15 protein-coding genes are annotated in these 14,034 nt (G+C 37.6%); 7 read left to right on the forward strand and 8 right to left on the reverse strand.

Annotation, left to right across the window (positions count from 1 at the left end; translation table 11 throughout):
• The first annotated feature begins 33 nt into the window (after positions 1-33).
• Positions 34-189, forward strand: a complete 156-nt coding sequence (locus DIS06_RS20310) for a hypothetical protein (protein WP_204166744.1) — start codon at positions 34-36, stop codon at positions 187-189.
• 53 nt (positions 190-242) lie between these two features.
• On the opposite strand, the gene DIS06_RS03645 is transcribed toward DIS06_RS20310, so the two are convergent.
• Positions 243-1,166: a CobW family GTP-binding protein gene (locus tag DIS06_RS03645; RefSeq protein WP_110111911.1), complete on the reverse strand. Its 924-nt coding sequence runs from the start codon at positions 1,164-1,166 to the stop codon at positions 243-245.
• Between the two features lie 186 nt (positions 1,167-1,352).
• Between DIS06_RS03645 and panE the strand changes: the two genes are divergently transcribed.
• Positions 1,353-2,267, forward strand: a complete 915-nt coding sequence (panE, locus tag DIS06_RS03650; protein WP_110111912.1) for a 2-dehydropantoate 2-reductase — start codon at positions 1,353-1,355, stop codon at positions 2,265-2,267.
• An 81-nt stretch (positions 2,268-2,348) separates the two neighbouring features.
• On the opposite strand, the gene DIS06_RS03655 is transcribed toward panE, so the two are convergent.
• Complete coding sequence (locus DIS06_RS03655) at positions 2,349-2,570, reverse strand: hypothetical protein (RefSeq protein WP_239421837.1); 222 nt, start codon at positions 2,568-2,570, stop codon at positions 2,349-2,351.
• Positions 2,571-2,929: 359 nt separating this feature from the next.
• Here DIS06_RS03655 and DIS06_RS03660 point away from each other — a divergent pair, with 359 nt between their 5' ends.
• Genes DIS06_RS03660 through proC form a run of 4 tightly spaced genes read left to right on the forward strand, consistent with a single transcriptional unit; the run spans position 2,930 to position 5,691 of the window.
• On the forward strand, positions 2,930-3,817 hold the full coding sequence (locus DIS06_RS03660) for a 5'-3' exonuclease (RefSeq protein WP_110111914.1): 888 nt from the start codon (positions 2,930-2,932) through the stop codon (positions 3,815-3,817).
• 45 nt (positions 3,818-3,862) lie between these two features.
• Positions 3,863-4,210: a YojF family protein gene (locus DIS06_RS03665; protein ID WP_110111915.1), complete on the forward strand. Its 348-nt coding sequence runs from the start codon at positions 3,863-3,865 to the stop codon at positions 4,208-4,210.
• An 18-nt stretch (positions 4,211-4,228) separates the two neighbouring features.
• Positions 4,229-4,891, forward strand: coding sequence for a bacillithiol biosynthesis deacetylase BshB2 (bshB2, locus tag DIS06_RS03670; RefSeq protein WP_110111916.1), 663 nt, complete (start codon positions 4,229-4,231; stop codon positions 4,889-4,891).
• Between the two features lie 5 nt (positions 4,892-4,896).
• Positions 4,897-5,691, forward strand: a complete 795-nt coding sequence (gene proC / locus DIS06_RS03675; RefSeq protein ID WP_110111950.1) for a pyrroline-5-carboxylate reductase — start codon at positions 4,897-4,899, stop codon at positions 5,689-5,691.
• Positions 5,692-5,757: 66 nt separating this feature from the next.
• Here the strand turns inward: proC and DIS06_RS03680 are convergent, their stop codons facing one another.
• The 5 genes from DIS06_RS03680 to DIS06_RS03700 all read right to left on the reverse strand — a co-directional run bounded on the left by DIS06_RS03680 (position 5,758) and on the right by DIS06_RS03700 (position 11,513).
• Complete coding sequence (locus DIS06_RS03680) at positions 5,758-7,044, reverse strand: S-layer homology domain-containing protein (RefSeq protein ID WP_110111917.1); 1,287 nt, start codon at positions 7,042-7,044, stop codon at positions 5,758-5,760.
• 70 nt (positions 7,045-7,114) lie between these two features.
• Positions 7,115-7,513, reverse strand: a complete 399-nt coding sequence (locus DIS06_RS03685) for a thiol-disulfide oxidoreductase DCC family protein (RefSeq protein WP_110111918.1) — start codon at positions 7,511-7,513, stop codon at positions 7,115-7,117.
• A gap of 184 nt (positions 7,514-7,697) precedes the next feature.
• Complete coding sequence (locus DIS06_RS03690; protein ID WP_110111919.1) at positions 7,698-10,130, reverse strand: S8 family peptidase; 2,433 nt, start codon at positions 10,128-10,130, stop codon at positions 7,698-7,700.
• 324 nt (positions 10,131-10,454) lie between these two features.
• Positions 10,455-10,718, reverse strand: coding sequence for a hypothetical protein (locus DIS06_RS03695; protein ID WP_110111920.1), 264 nt, complete (start codon positions 10,716-10,718; stop codon positions 10,455-10,457).
• Positions 10,719-10,787: 69 nt separating this feature from the next.
• Complete coding sequence (locus DIS06_RS03700; protein ID WP_162595865.1) at positions 10,788-11,513, reverse strand: class I SAM-dependent methyltransferase; 726 nt, start codon at positions 11,511-11,513, stop codon at positions 10,788-10,790.
• Between the two features lie 283 nt (positions 11,514-11,796).
• Here DIS06_RS03700 and DIS06_RS03705 point away from each other — a divergent pair, with 283 nt between their 5' ends.
• A complete protein-coding gene (locus DIS06_RS03705; protein ID WP_110111922.1) occupies positions 11,797-13,002 on the forward strand; it encodes an MFS transporter in 1,206 nt (401 codons plus the stop codon).
• Between the two features lie 43 nt (positions 13,003-13,045).
• Here DIS06_RS03705 and DIS06_RS03710 read toward each other — a convergent pair whose 3' ends face one another.
• Positions 13,046-14,008: a bile acid:sodium symporter family protein gene (locus DIS06_RS03710; RefSeq protein ID WP_110111923.1), complete on the reverse strand. Its 963-nt coding sequence runs from the start codon at positions 14,006-14,008 to the stop codon at positions 13,046-13,048.
• Positions 14,009-14,034: the final 26 nt, after the last annotated feature.

Raw genomic sequence — 14,034 nt, forward strand, 5'->3', positions numbered from 1 at the left:
AAAGAAAATGATGAGTGGAAGGGAAGAATGAACGTGGGTTTATCTAAAAGTGAACAACAGCAAATCATCGAGTTAGCTAAACAAATTATTGAATTAGATTTAAAACGAGATGAAAAATGGGAAACATTAAGTCATATAGCTGGCCAACACGCTCATGAAATTTTAAGAAGAGTGCAAAATGGTCGATAAAAAGGTGGTGCCAATTTGGTATCACCTTTTTATCGACCAGTCTAATTTACTCATTAGTTAGATTGGCTCTCTAACTGTTGAAGTTGTTCTTTCATTTCAGTGTGATTTAGGTTTTCCCCAATAAACACAAGGACATTCGGGAATTTCATTAATTCTTTCATATAAAGTGGCATGCCGTATGAATATTGAAAGAGATAAGTTTCTTGAGAGTGAGTAAAGCGCATGTAGCCTTTAATGCGGTAGATGGTATCCGGCATATTTCGAAGCCAATTTTCAAACGCATCGACATCAATAGGTGTTTTGAATTCGTGAACAAACGTTTTTAAATGTAAGTGATGATCAACATGTGTTTGTTCGTGAGCTTCTTTCTTTTTTAATTGAGCAGTTCTTAATAAATCGATGTTTACATTTGCGTGACTCGTTAATAAACTCGTTGCATCACTATTAATCGATTGAACTTCAAACAATAGAGATGCCTTTTCGCTTTCAGATAATTCGTCTGTCTTATTTAACAAAATAATATCAGCATGACGAACTTGTTCTTGTAAAAGTTTTTGTAATTGAAGATTTAATGAATGACGGTCCTTCCACCTTTTTGCATCAATAAGTGTCACAATGGCTTTTACAATAATTTCATGTGCAAAAAGTGGCGACATGCATGCATCTAATACTTCGATAGGGTGAGCTACACCAGTTGTTTCAACATAGATAGCATCTAATTCATGCTCTTGTAGAAGTGAGTGGAGATGAGTCTCAAACTGACCTTGAATTGTACAGCATACGCAGCCGTTCAATAATTCTTTTAAGGGTGTGTCCTCTTCCACCACATTTGAATCAATGGATACTTGTCCCAATTCATTCATAATAACAGCGATTTTTCGATTCTCGTCACGTTCTTGTTGTAAGATATTTTTGAGTAACGTTGTTTTTCCGCTACCTAAAAACCCTGATAAAATATAGACTTCTGTTTTTTTCATATGTACACTCCGTTCAATTTTAAAAATAATAATAATTACGATTTATGATACCATCACTCATTTTTTCTATCAACATATGTATTATAGCAAGTTCTTTCATAGGTTTCACTTTGATAAGCAATTATCGGTAAGATAAACGACGAATATGATAAAATAAAGTGAAAGAAATTGTTAGGGGGGAAAGGTGTGCGTATTTTAGTATTAGGCGCTGGAGCTGTTGGGGGTTATTTTGGTGGTCGTTTACTTGAAAAAGGGGAAGATGTTACATTTTTAGTTCGAAAGAAAAGGCAAAAGCAGCTCGCTGAAGGTGGGCTTGTCATTAAAAGTATTCATGGTGATGTAACGTTTCAACCAAACACGATTACAGCCCAAGATCGAGTGGAGCCCTTTGACGTTGTGCTATTTTCTACGAAAGCTTATCATTTAAAGGAATCGATGAAAGATGTTGAACCTTTTGTGGGCGAAAATACACTCATTGTACCGCTTTTAAATGGTATTAATCATGTAAAAGTATTGCAGGAGTACTTTGGAGAAGAACGTGTGATTGGTGGTTTATGCTTCATTGAAACGACATTAAATGAAGCAGGAGAAGTTATTCAAACGAGTCCGATTCACGAATTGGTATTTGGAGAGTTTTCTAATGAAAAAACAAACCGAATTCAGAAACTGAACGACGTATTCCAAGGAACGAAGGCTTCTTTTCGTTTAAGTACATTTATCTCTAGAGATATGTGGCATAAATATTTGTTCATTACCGTTTTATCTGGTGTGACGACGTTGATGAGAGCGCCCATCGGTCCAATTCGGGAAACAGGCCATGGTAAAGAAATGATTGAACAAGTGTTTAATGAAGTGGTAGAAGTTATGCGTGTTATCGGTGCGCCGCTCGCGGAGGACATTGTGGAAAAACATATGAATACAGTAGAAAAAATGACGTATAAAATGAAGTCATCTATGCAGCGCGATATGGAAAAAGGTTTTTCTATTGAGGGAGATCATTTACAGGGGTATTTAGTTCAAGTTGCTAAACAACATCACATACATACACCATTGTTGAATATTATTTATCATAATTTAAAAGTGTATGAAGTAGGGAAATAAAAATAAGTGTTGCGATCTATTCATACTTTGTAAAGTGAGCTGTGCCAAATGGAGTCGTTTCTCTTACTTTGGCACAGCTTTTTACTTTAATTGGTTAATGAAACGAGGAAGAAGAATGATGGAAAGAGCACAAATTGAGCTGACAATATGATGCATTTCGAAAATACCAATGATAAATAGCATGACGGACATATACAATTGAAGCCCTTTTAATAGCAATGGTTTTGTCTCGAAGAAAAAGTCACTTAATACAAATAACAGAAAAGCGACAGCGCAACTAGCGATAATGACTTTATCAGACATACTGTTGCCCTTTAGTATAACGAACAGAAGGATAGAGAAAAGAGCAATGGCTAAAGTCTTAATAATCACACATATGGTTCGTTTTTTCACTTTAACACCTACACTGGTTTATAGTCTTTGTTTTTTATTTATAATGTTTATCGTTTATAATATGTTTATTTTATAGTATTATCAGCTATTCGGAAACAGAAATAGAAAAGTGCTAACAAGAATTTAACATGTTTATAATAAGTTTACAAACGATATGAAAAGGAGTTCATCATTCTATGTTGTACTAAGTAGGATGATTTCCCCCTTCTCGTGTCGTGTTTTAAATAGGACATGTTTTGAATCAATAACTAAAGAAGGAGTTTGACAAGTTGAAAGAAACATTATTATTAATAGATGGATTTAACTTATTAAGTAGATGTTATTTTGCCACATCATATGGTCGAGAAGAAGCCGATTTATCACGAAATAGTCAAGGGTTATACGTAAATGCGTTAAAAGTCACGTTGCAGAAGATTCTTCAGTTAACAAAGCAGTACGAAGTGACACACGTTGTTGTTGCTTGGGATGTAAAGCGAGACGAAACGAAGCGAAAAGGTCTTTATGCAGATTATAAGGGGACAAGAGGTGAGTTGCCAGAGCCCCTTATTCAGCAATATGAAACATTAAAAGAGGTTTTTGATAAAGTCGGGATTCCTCAAATGTCAGTCAACTTTTATGAAGCGGATGATATTATTGGTGTATTTTCGGCCAGATGGAGCAAAGAGCAGGAGCAAGATTGTTTGATTTATAGTAATGATCGTGATCTGTTACAGTTATTAACTCCTCACGTGTCACAAATTATTGCGATGAAACGAAAGGGAGAAGTTGTCTATACAATGGATGACTTTAAGCGTGAGTACGATATTTCACCTTCACAATGGATTGATGTAAAAGCATTACTAGGTGATAAAAGTGATAATATTCCTGGTGTTCCAGGGGTTGGTGAAAAAGCAGCATTACCGCTTATTCAACAGTATGGATCTATTAAGAACCTTTATGAAGAACTGCATGAATTAGATACAACTTTTAAACGCTATAAAAAGAAGCTCGTAGAAGGAGAAGAACTCGCTTATTTGAGTAAACAGCTTGTTGAGATTGAAACGAGTATTGATTTGCTAGATAATATAAAGTGGGAAGAGCTACAGTTTTTCTATGAGCGTCAAAAGTGGGTCGAAGAATTGCGACGTTTAGAACTAAATATTATGCTTCCTTTGTAATTTCTTGTACAATAGTTAGCATTAAAGTGGAAAGGGGTAAGACCTTTGCAACCGATTGAAAAAAAATCAGTTCAACAACATTTAACAAACTTTTTTAATAAAGAAGTCTATGTGCATTTAGAAACGACAAATGGTGCATATGCGTCTCATTTTAACGAGAAAGTCATGACAGTAGGTGCTTTTATACGTAATGCAAAAGTACATATTAAACAAGGTAAAATTACAGGAGATAGTCCATATCGTGTAGGCCTTGAAATGCCAATAGGCTGGGTATATGCAGAAGGCTTAACAGATTGGGAAATCAATGACCAAGGTCAGCTATTATTAGCAGGGCATGACTTTGAGGGGCGTTTAGCAGTTGCACTACAAATTAGTGAAACACCATTCGCATAATTGGAAGGAGATTTTAAAATGGAAGGACATGTATTAATCGTATTTCCGCATCCCGATGATGAAGCGTTCGGTGCAGCGGGAACCATTGCATTAGCGCGTCAAAAAGGCACAAAGGTAACATATGCTTGTGGAACATTAGGAGAGATGGGGCGTAATATGGGTCGCCCGTTATTTGCTAATCGAGAAACATTACCTCAAATTCGTAAACAAGAATTACAAGATGTATGTGAAGTGCTCAATATTCAAGACTTGCGAATGTTAGGATTGAGAGACAAAACGTTAGAGTTTCTTGATATTGAAGAGTTTGCAGACCAAATTGGTGCAATTATTGATGAGGTACAACCAACATATATTATCACTCATTATCCTGGGTTTGCTGTACACCCTGATCATAATGCAACGGGAGCTGCAACGTTGCGAGCTGTGGAACGTATGCCAGAAGATAAACGTCCAGTTGTACTTTGTCATGCTTTTTCCAATGATCGTATTGAGTATATTGGTGAGCCAGATGTCGTGATTGATATTCGTGAAGTACGCGAAACGAAAATTGCAGCTTTAAAAGCGCATCGCTCTCAAACAGAGGGGATGTTAGGAACAATTGATCTAACTCGAATTGAAGGTAATCCGTTCATGACTCGTCTTTTAGAAAAAGAAGAGTTTTGGACCTATAAATGGAATTGAATGAAATGACGAAGAAGCCACGTTTATTATTTATTGGTGCGGGGCGCATGGCTCAAGCTATTATTGCTGGGTTAGTTCCGGCAAATAAAGACTCAATCATTGTGACGAACAATGGAAATGTGCAACGATTAGCGGAAGTTTCGGATAAGTATGGAATTGTTGTGGCGAAAAATTGGCGTGATGAAGTGAAAAACGTCGATGTGGTTGTACTCGCTATGCCGCCGCAAGCACATGGTGAGCTTTTAACAGAGTTATCTCATCATGTGACAGGGCAGCTCGTTGTAACGGTTGCTGCTGGAATTGGACCCTCTTATATGGAAGAGCGACTTCCTAAAGGAACACCTGTTGCTTGGATTATGCCAAATACAGCTGCGATGATTGGAGAATCGATGTCTCTTTACGCAATCGGACAGCATGTAACGGATATGCATAAAGAAGTATTAGTAGCTATTTTAAATGGTATTGGACAATCACAACTATGCACAGAAGAGGTAGTACATCATTTAACTGCGATTACAGGGAGTGCACCTGCTTTTTTCTATTCTTTTACTGAAGCATTAATCAGTAAAGAGAAGCAATATGGAGTCGATGAAAGTGTAGCGAAGCAACTTGTCATTCAGATGGTATATGGTTCATCCTTGCTGTTAAAGCGGGAAGGAAACCCAGCTGAATTACGTGAGCAAGTGACAACTCCAGGTGGAGCAACGGCAGAAGGCTTAAAAGTGATGAAGGAATATCTGTTTGCAGAAATGATGGGAAAAGCAATCGATGCAACAAATAAAAAAGCAATGGGTAAGTAACTCATTGATAATCAACACAAAGGGGGGCAGTGTAGTGCTGTCCCCTTTGTGTACTTGCTGAACAGCTTAACGAACGTTTACTTTCGCTTCCATTGTACGTACGAGAAAAGCTGCAAATTGAGCACGTGTTGTAAATTTGTTTGGTCGATATGTTTGATCGTCATAACCTGTTGTAATCTTTAATGTAGCGAGTATATCAATGTAAGGTTTTGCCCAAAAATCGGTTGGGATATCTTTAAATAAATGAGTTTCTGTTGTATGAAGGTCAAACATACGTGTTAAAATTTTCGCCATTTGAGCACGGGTTAACGGTTTGTCTGGATTGAAATAGTCTGCTTTATTGAATATTCCTGCTTCTGTTAGCTTTGCAATTGCATAATAAGCGTCATGAGAAGTAGGAATATCTTTGAAGTTAGGGTTTGTTGGTACTGCTTGATCAACCATAGCTGATTTTAGTAATGCTTTCGCTGCATCTGCACGAGTAATAGCAGTTTCTGGGCTAAAGAGATGTGGTTTTGTTTCTGTCAAAATTTCTGTTTCCGTTAGCATACTAATTTCTTTAAAAGCCCAATGCGAAGGTGAGACATCTTTATACGTTTGTGTTGGTGGTTGTTCTAATTGACTAATAATTGCTTTGGCAATGACAGCATATCCTTCATTGTTAGGATGTGGATTTGTAGGGTTTGGTAAGTATTGTTTAGGGTTTTCTGAGAAAACTTGATCAAGTGAAATAAATCGTGCACCATTTTCGACTGATACTTGTTGAATGTGGGCGTTAAGTAACGTTAATGCAGTACGAACCATTACTTCTTGGTCAGGTGCGTCTAGGTGAACAAATGGATAGTAATAACCTAAAACGATCACGTTAGCTTGTGGATTCAATTTGCGAATTTCTTTTAAAATAGCAGTAAGATTTGATTGTACTTGTGCAATGATGACAGGAGCTTTTGCTTGATCAAATTCAATGGTTTGTGTTTCTGGATTTAATTTAATTTCTGACAAAAAGTCGTTTGCACCAATATGTATGGTGAGTAAGTTTGCTTGTTTAATCGTATCGTGCAAAGAACTATCATTTTTTACTTTGTTTTCTTGTAAGTCTTTTAGCAAATCACTTGTTTTATAACCTGAAACAGCAAATTCTTTTGAAAAATGGTTCAGCTTTTTTTGTTGTAGTAGATGCTCGCTAATAAGCTCGGTATAGCTTTTACCGAACGTCTTATCAAATAGTAAACCTTCAGCAAGAGAGTCACCTAACGCAACATAGTTCACTTTTTGATTTGTAGCAAAAGAAGGTGAAGCCACACAAAGCAATAAAACGAAAGTAATGATACATAGGGTTAATTTTTTTAACAAATTACATATCTCCCTTCAAATGGACATCCAAGTTCATCGTATTCACTGTCAAGGAGATATATTCGCCATCTTAGTTAAGAAACCTTTTTTTGTTTTGAGGGTTTGGTAACATGCAAGAGTCTTTTTTACCGAACCATTTGTACCGATTTTTCGCGATAAAGCGATAGAAAAAGTCTCGAATTGGCTTAGGGATGATGATGAGAAAATAAAACCATTTCCAGCCACCGTCTAAATGACGAGCGATTTTTAAAGCAGCGGTAGATGAAGTATAGACATGGTTATCAGTTAGATAGACAACACTTTGAATGCGTTGAGCAGACAGTCCGCGCTCTTCGAGTAATTGTTCACCTATGTCTGATTGTAGAGAAGCAAAAGAAAACAAAGCATGACGATCATGTTTGATAATGAATTGAACGCTATGCTCACATAAATTGCAAACACCATCGAATAAAATGATTTGTGTTGACATTTTAAGCACGCACCTTTGTAGAAAGTTAAAGTCTCGATGATAAATGAAAGCGTTATTTATACAATTATATAACAAAGGCTTTAAAGAGTGAAAGGAGAACGATGTGAGTGGGGAGTATAGAGATATTGTCAGAGTAACGAACAAGCCGCCTGTTCATAATAGGCGGCTTGTTCGTATCCTTATATTATTTGATTTCAATTACGTCACTTATAGTAAAATCAGTTTTATTTGCTTTATCAGCAAATGCAACAAGTCGGTATTTGCCAGGTTGTAGTGGCTTGCCATTCACTTGTCCATCCCAAGTAAATGTTTGAAACTCTTTTCCTACGTTTGTATACGTTCCAGCAGTTCCGATTACTGCGCTTAATGTTTCATTGTATACTGCAAATTCTAATGTTTCTGCACCGCCCGGTAAGTACACATCAAATGCATATGTGCCATCTTCATTATCAGTGACGCCAAATGATGTAACACGAGGATAGTCAGGTTCTTTTACAAATAAAATCGTCGGTACTTCAATAACCTCTTGTTTGTTTGTAAGGGTAATTACACCTTCATAATGACCAGGAGGTAATTGACTTGCTTCAACTTGAATGTCTAAGTTTACCTTACCTTTTTTGTTCGCATTTACTTTCAAATTCTTTGTTGGTTTTACACGAATGCCTTTATTTGCATTTTCGCCTGTAAACGCTACATTGACCTCATAGGTTTTAGTTTCTTTTGATAGATTTTTAACTTCAAATGATTGTTTTGCATTTTGTTTTCCTTTATCTTTGTAGAACGTGCCATATGAATGACTTCCTGGTGTCACAAGTGTTGTAGCTTGGATGGCTTCAACAACACGGATACTACCAGCACCTTGTGTGTTGTGTGGGTATACGTTGCCCTTTTCGTTCACTAGTTTATCAGCTGTATTCATTAATGCTGCTTTTACATCTTCTACACTCCAGTTTGGATTCGCTTGTAACACAAGTGCTGCTGCACCTGCTACGTGAGGAGATGCCATACTTGTTCCTTGCTTTGAACCGTAGCCATGTGGGTTTGCTGGATTAAAGGTAGGAACTGTACTTACGATATCAACACCAGGTGCAGATACGTCAGGTTTAATCATCCACGTATCAAGAACAGGACCGCGAGATGAGAAGTTTGCAACAGTTTCACCCACTTCTTTTGAGAACTTCGATGTGATTGTTCCGGTTAGGTTCTCTGCTTTTAAAGCAGCAGCTAATTGGTCACCCTCTGCTTTTGTAAGTTTTAACGTTGGCAAGGATGTTCCAGGAATAACAGGAATTGGATTCGCTGTGTCATCTACGTTATTAAAAATGACAACCGCTTTTGCACCAGCGTTTTTTGCATTATCTACTTTTTCAACAAACGGGATGTCACCACGTTGAATCACAGCTACTTTGTCTTTTACATCTTTGCCGTTAAAATCTGCAGGCTTACCTAGACCTGTAAATGTGAATGCTAAGCCTTCGCCGTTTAACGCTAGCAATTCATCCGCACTTGTGAAGCCCATGACTGATGCAGATGCATAGCTTACATCACCGACTTTTAATGTTGATTCATACACGTCGTAAGGAAGCTGTGTCGCTCCGACTGAAATGGCTTCGCGAGATGTACCTGGAGAACCGACGGTCCAGTTTTTCGGTCCGCTATTTCCGTTTGATGTGACAGCGACAACACCATCTGCCATTGCACGATCAAGAGCTAAGCTTGTTGCCCAATCTGGATTGTTTAATGAGTTTCCAAGTGATAAGTTCATGACATCTGCGTCATCTTCAACAGCACGGTCAATGGCAGCTACAACATTTTCAGTCGAACCACTTCCTCCAGGACCTAGAACACGATAAGCAAGAAGAGTCGCATCAGGTGCAACACCTTTAATGTTTCCGTTTGCTGCAACAGTTCCAGCTACGTGTGTACCGTGAGTCGTTTCAGCACCGCGTGGGTCTCCTTTAGGTGTTTCTTGCGGGTCGTTGTCGTTGTCAACAAAATCCCATCCTTTGTAGCTACCAAATGCTTGATCAAGGTCAGGGTGTGTATAATCAACACCTGTATCAATGACAGCGACTTTTACACCTTTTCCTGTATAACCAGATTCCCACGCTCGGTCTGAACCGATGAAAGGAGCACTTTTATCCATTTGTGGACTAAATTCTTCTGGTGTTAACTCTCTAGATTGTACTTCTGTCGTACGATAAGCCACATCAGGGTAGACAGCTCGTACACCAGGAAGTGCTGCTAGCTTACTAATTTCATTGGCTGGTAGTTCAGCAGAGAATCCCGAGAAAACATGATCGTATTCTTTTTTTACTTTTGCTGTTTTAGATGACGAAGCTAACTTCCCTTTTACTTCATCACGTGCTTTTTTAATGTTGCTTTTTGACTGTTTTTTGCCTTTTTGTTTCGCTTCAACAATTGATTCTTCTGTTAATTCAACAATGACCTTTACGTTTTGTGATGATGTTAAATTAAAATCACCATGAATTTTAGCAACAGAAGGCTGTACAACAGGTTGATTAGTTGTAGCCGATGCTCCTCCAACTGCAAATGTAGATAAAGCGACGGTAAAAGCGACGGTACTTAATGCAGAACGAACTTTGAAATTTTTCATCTATCTTTTTACACTCCATTCAAATTAGTAATTGATGAGATATGCGCAAATATGTATGTGGCACCCCCTGATTTCGTACGCACATCTTTACCCTTTTATTGAGGTAAATTTTATTAGAATAGTAAGAATATTCTATATTATAGTACAAAAACCTTGAGTCGATAGATGTGTTTTTATATCGGGTGAAAAATAAGTATTTATATATAAAAATGTGTATTTTATGTATAATATTGTAAAAAATAAATGTAAAAAGTCCCTCTTTTTCTAAATGAGAGACTTTTGTTTTTGAACATATAGGTGATTAGGATTAGTGAAGAAGTGGAGTTAAATAAAGAATAATGCAGATAAAGCGACGCCTGTAATGAATCCTAATCCAACTCCATATGCTGGCCCATACCCATATCCATAACCGTACCGGTAACCAAAGTAACCGAATCCTCTTGGTCCACGTCCGCGTGTTAAAGGTTGAATATAAACATGACTGCTAGAAACATTTGAGATACGTCCAACGTGTACGCGTCCTCCACGGTCTGTAATACGAACAACCCGTCCTCTGTAGCGATTACATAGTTGATGATAGTTTGCCATTTGTGTGTTCCCCCTTTTCTTTACCTTATTACTCTATGAGCGAGGGGATGGACGTGTATGGACGAGTATCTAGTTTTCTTTTACATTACAAGAAAATATGCGATAACCTAATAAGTGAGCGAATTTCATGGTGTAGTGTTCATGTTGATCTAAAATATCATACAATTCATCTGGAACGTCACTAGATAAATAAAATTCAGTTCCGTCTTCTACTTCGTGTTCGTCGACTTCGATGGAAGGGGGAGTTAATATAGCAATATCGTTAAAACCAGATTGTTTCAGTTTTTCAACCCATTCTGTTTCTGTTAACAATTGAGGAAATCCATAGAAAGCTTTTAGTTGCTCACAATCGTCTTTGCTCATTGCCTCATCTCTTACCATTTCAATGGCTAAAAGTATACCATCTGGTTTTAGCACACGTGCGTATTCTTTTAATGAACAATCGAGATTGGAGAAAATGGAAACAGATTCAGATAAGACAAAGTCAAATGAATGATTATGGAAAGACAAACATTCTGCATTCTCATTTAACGCGGCTAAAGGCAAAGAGAGGGTTGCGAAGCGTTCATTTGCTTTTTGAATCATAACGGGGTTTTGGTCACATGGCGTTACGTTGCATTCATATTCAGTTGCAATGTAGCTAGATGTTTGGCCTGTTCCGCAGCCAACATCTAAAATGGAGGCTTCTTTCGAGAGTTGATGTTCTTCTAATAACCATTTTGTTAAAGTTAATCCACCTGGGTGAGCGCCACCAACACCAAACAGTGCAAGAAAATCAGTATACGTAAATGTCAAAACAATTCCTCCTACTTCTCATTCATTTCTATCTTTAACGTATGAAAAAAGTGATGAATTTGTTCAACGGCGTATACTAAAAAAGTTTCGGGTATCGAGATTTTTTTGTTGCATAAACAACTTACTAACCCTTATAGTAATGAAGGATATAATCAAATAATGTCATTTCTGTAGCATAAGGTCATCGTGGTCTAGGCTACATTTGTGCTGCTCACTTTTAATGTTTGCATGAAAACGTGAGGAATATTTAGTCAAAAGATAGAGATAGATAGGGGGACTATAAATGAAAGAACTACAAAATAAAACGGGACCGCTCATTTTGTTAATGGTGAATATGTTTATCGTTATGACAGGGATTGGTCTGATTATTCCAATTATGCCTGCTTATATTGAAGAGTTCGGAGCGAGTGGTCAAACATTAGGGTTACTTGTAGCTGCTTTTGGGTTAACACAGTTCTTGTTTTCACCATTAGCGGGTGAGCTTTCTGATAAGTATGGGCGTCGCCTCATTATTATTGGAGGGATTGCTGGCTTTTCGTTATCGCAAATCATTTTTGCATTTGGAACGGAGATGTGGCATCTATATGTATCACGTTTAATTGGGGGTGCATCTGCTGCCTTTATTATTCCACCAATGATGGCGTATGTAGCGGATATTACAACAGAAGAAAAGCGTGGTAAAGGAATGGGGCTACTAGGTGCTGCCATGTCGTTAGGATTTGTAATTGGTCCTGGAATCGGAGGGTTCCTAGCTGAATTCGGAACGAGAGCGCCGTTTTATGTATCTTCAGCTGTAGCTGCATTTTCAACGGTTATGTCTATTTTGTTTATTCCGGAGACTTTAAGCAAAGAACAGCAATTATCAGCTCGACAATCTAACAAAAAAAGAGAATCGATTGGAAAGCAAATTGTACGCTCAACGAAAGCTCCATATGCAGTGTTATTGTATCTTGTATTTGCAATGAGCTTTGGTTTAGCAAACTTTGAAGCGATTTTTGGATTATATGTAGACCTTAAACATAACTTTACAGCAAAAGATATTGCCATTGTCATTACGGTGACAAGTTTAATCGGTGTGTTTATTCAAGGGATTGCCGTTAATGCAATGATTAATAAGTTTGGAGAAAAAGTGGTTGTATATGTTACCCTTTTAGGATCTTCTTTAGGATTTATTTTAGCGATCCTAGCTGGAAGCTATATCGGTGTATTTGTGACAACAGTTTTATTCTTTATTATGACATCGTTGTTACGTCCGGCAGTTAATACACTTCTTTCGAAAATGGCGGGGAATGAACAAGGGTTTGTAGCTGGTATGAACAATGCGTACATGAGCCTTGGGAACATTGCGGGTCCAGCCTTAGCGGGTGTATTATTTGATGTGAATGTTGAATTTCCATACATGTTAGGCGCACTTGTTCTATTATTAAGCTTCGGTTTAGCTTATAGTTGGGGACGTAAGCGTGAAGAGGTAAAAGTAAACGCAACATAAAAAGGCGCAAGGAGAGCAAATAAGAGCTTTCCTTGCGTCTTTTTTATTTAGAAATAGTTGTATGGTTAGTTGTTTCTAATGATTCTTTTCGTTTTCCCCACCATGTCGCAATAAGAGGTCCTGAAATGTTATGCCATACGCTAAAAATGGCGCTTGGGACAGCAGCGAGTGGAGAGAAGTGAGCGACGGCTAATGCAGCACCTAATCCAGAGTTTTGCATACCAACTTCAATTGATATTGCTTTTTGATCACGGTGATCTAACTTAAGCATTTTGGCCAATAAATAACCTAAAAGTAGTCCAATAACATTATGCAACACAACGATAGCAAAAATGGTTAATCCGGTTTCAGCAATTTTTTCTGCGTTCAGTGCCACAACAGCTGAAGCTACGGCAACAATACCAACAACAGATACAAGTGGTAATACGTTGATGCTCTTTTGAACTTGTTTATTAAATAGAGATTGTACAATGATGCCTAATACAATTGGAAGGACAATCATTTTTAAAATCGACACGACTAAGGAACTAGCAGATACAGGTAGCCATTGACTAGCAAATAATAAAATAAGTGCAGGTGTTAAGATGGGTGCTAATAAGGTTGAAACAGATGTAATGGCTACAGATAAAGCGGTGTTTCCTTTTGCTAAATACGTCATTACATTTGAAGCAGTACCTCCAGGACAACAACCAACGAGAATAACACCAACAGCAATTTCCGGTGGTAATTGAAACAAAGTAGCCAAACCAAAGGCTGCTAAAGGCATAATTGTAAATTGTGCTACGACTCCAATGAATACTGCTTTTGGTATTTTTAAAATTGACTTAAAGTCATCTAATGATAAGGTTAGTCCCATGCCAAACATGATGATTCCAAGTAAAAGTGAAATATGTGGACCAATCCATGTAAAGCCGCTTGGAACTAAAAAACTAATGGTTCCAAATAAAATCACCCATAAAGCAAAAGTATTTCCTGCGAAGGAACTGATTCTCTCTAATGTTTTCATCTGTATGTCCCCCTAAAAAAAGTTAT

The organism is Bacillus sp. CGMCC 1.16541 (genome assembly GCF_003184905.1).
Classification (GTDB): domain Bacteria; phylum Bacillota; class Bacilli; order Bacillales; family Bacillaceae_H; genus Priestia.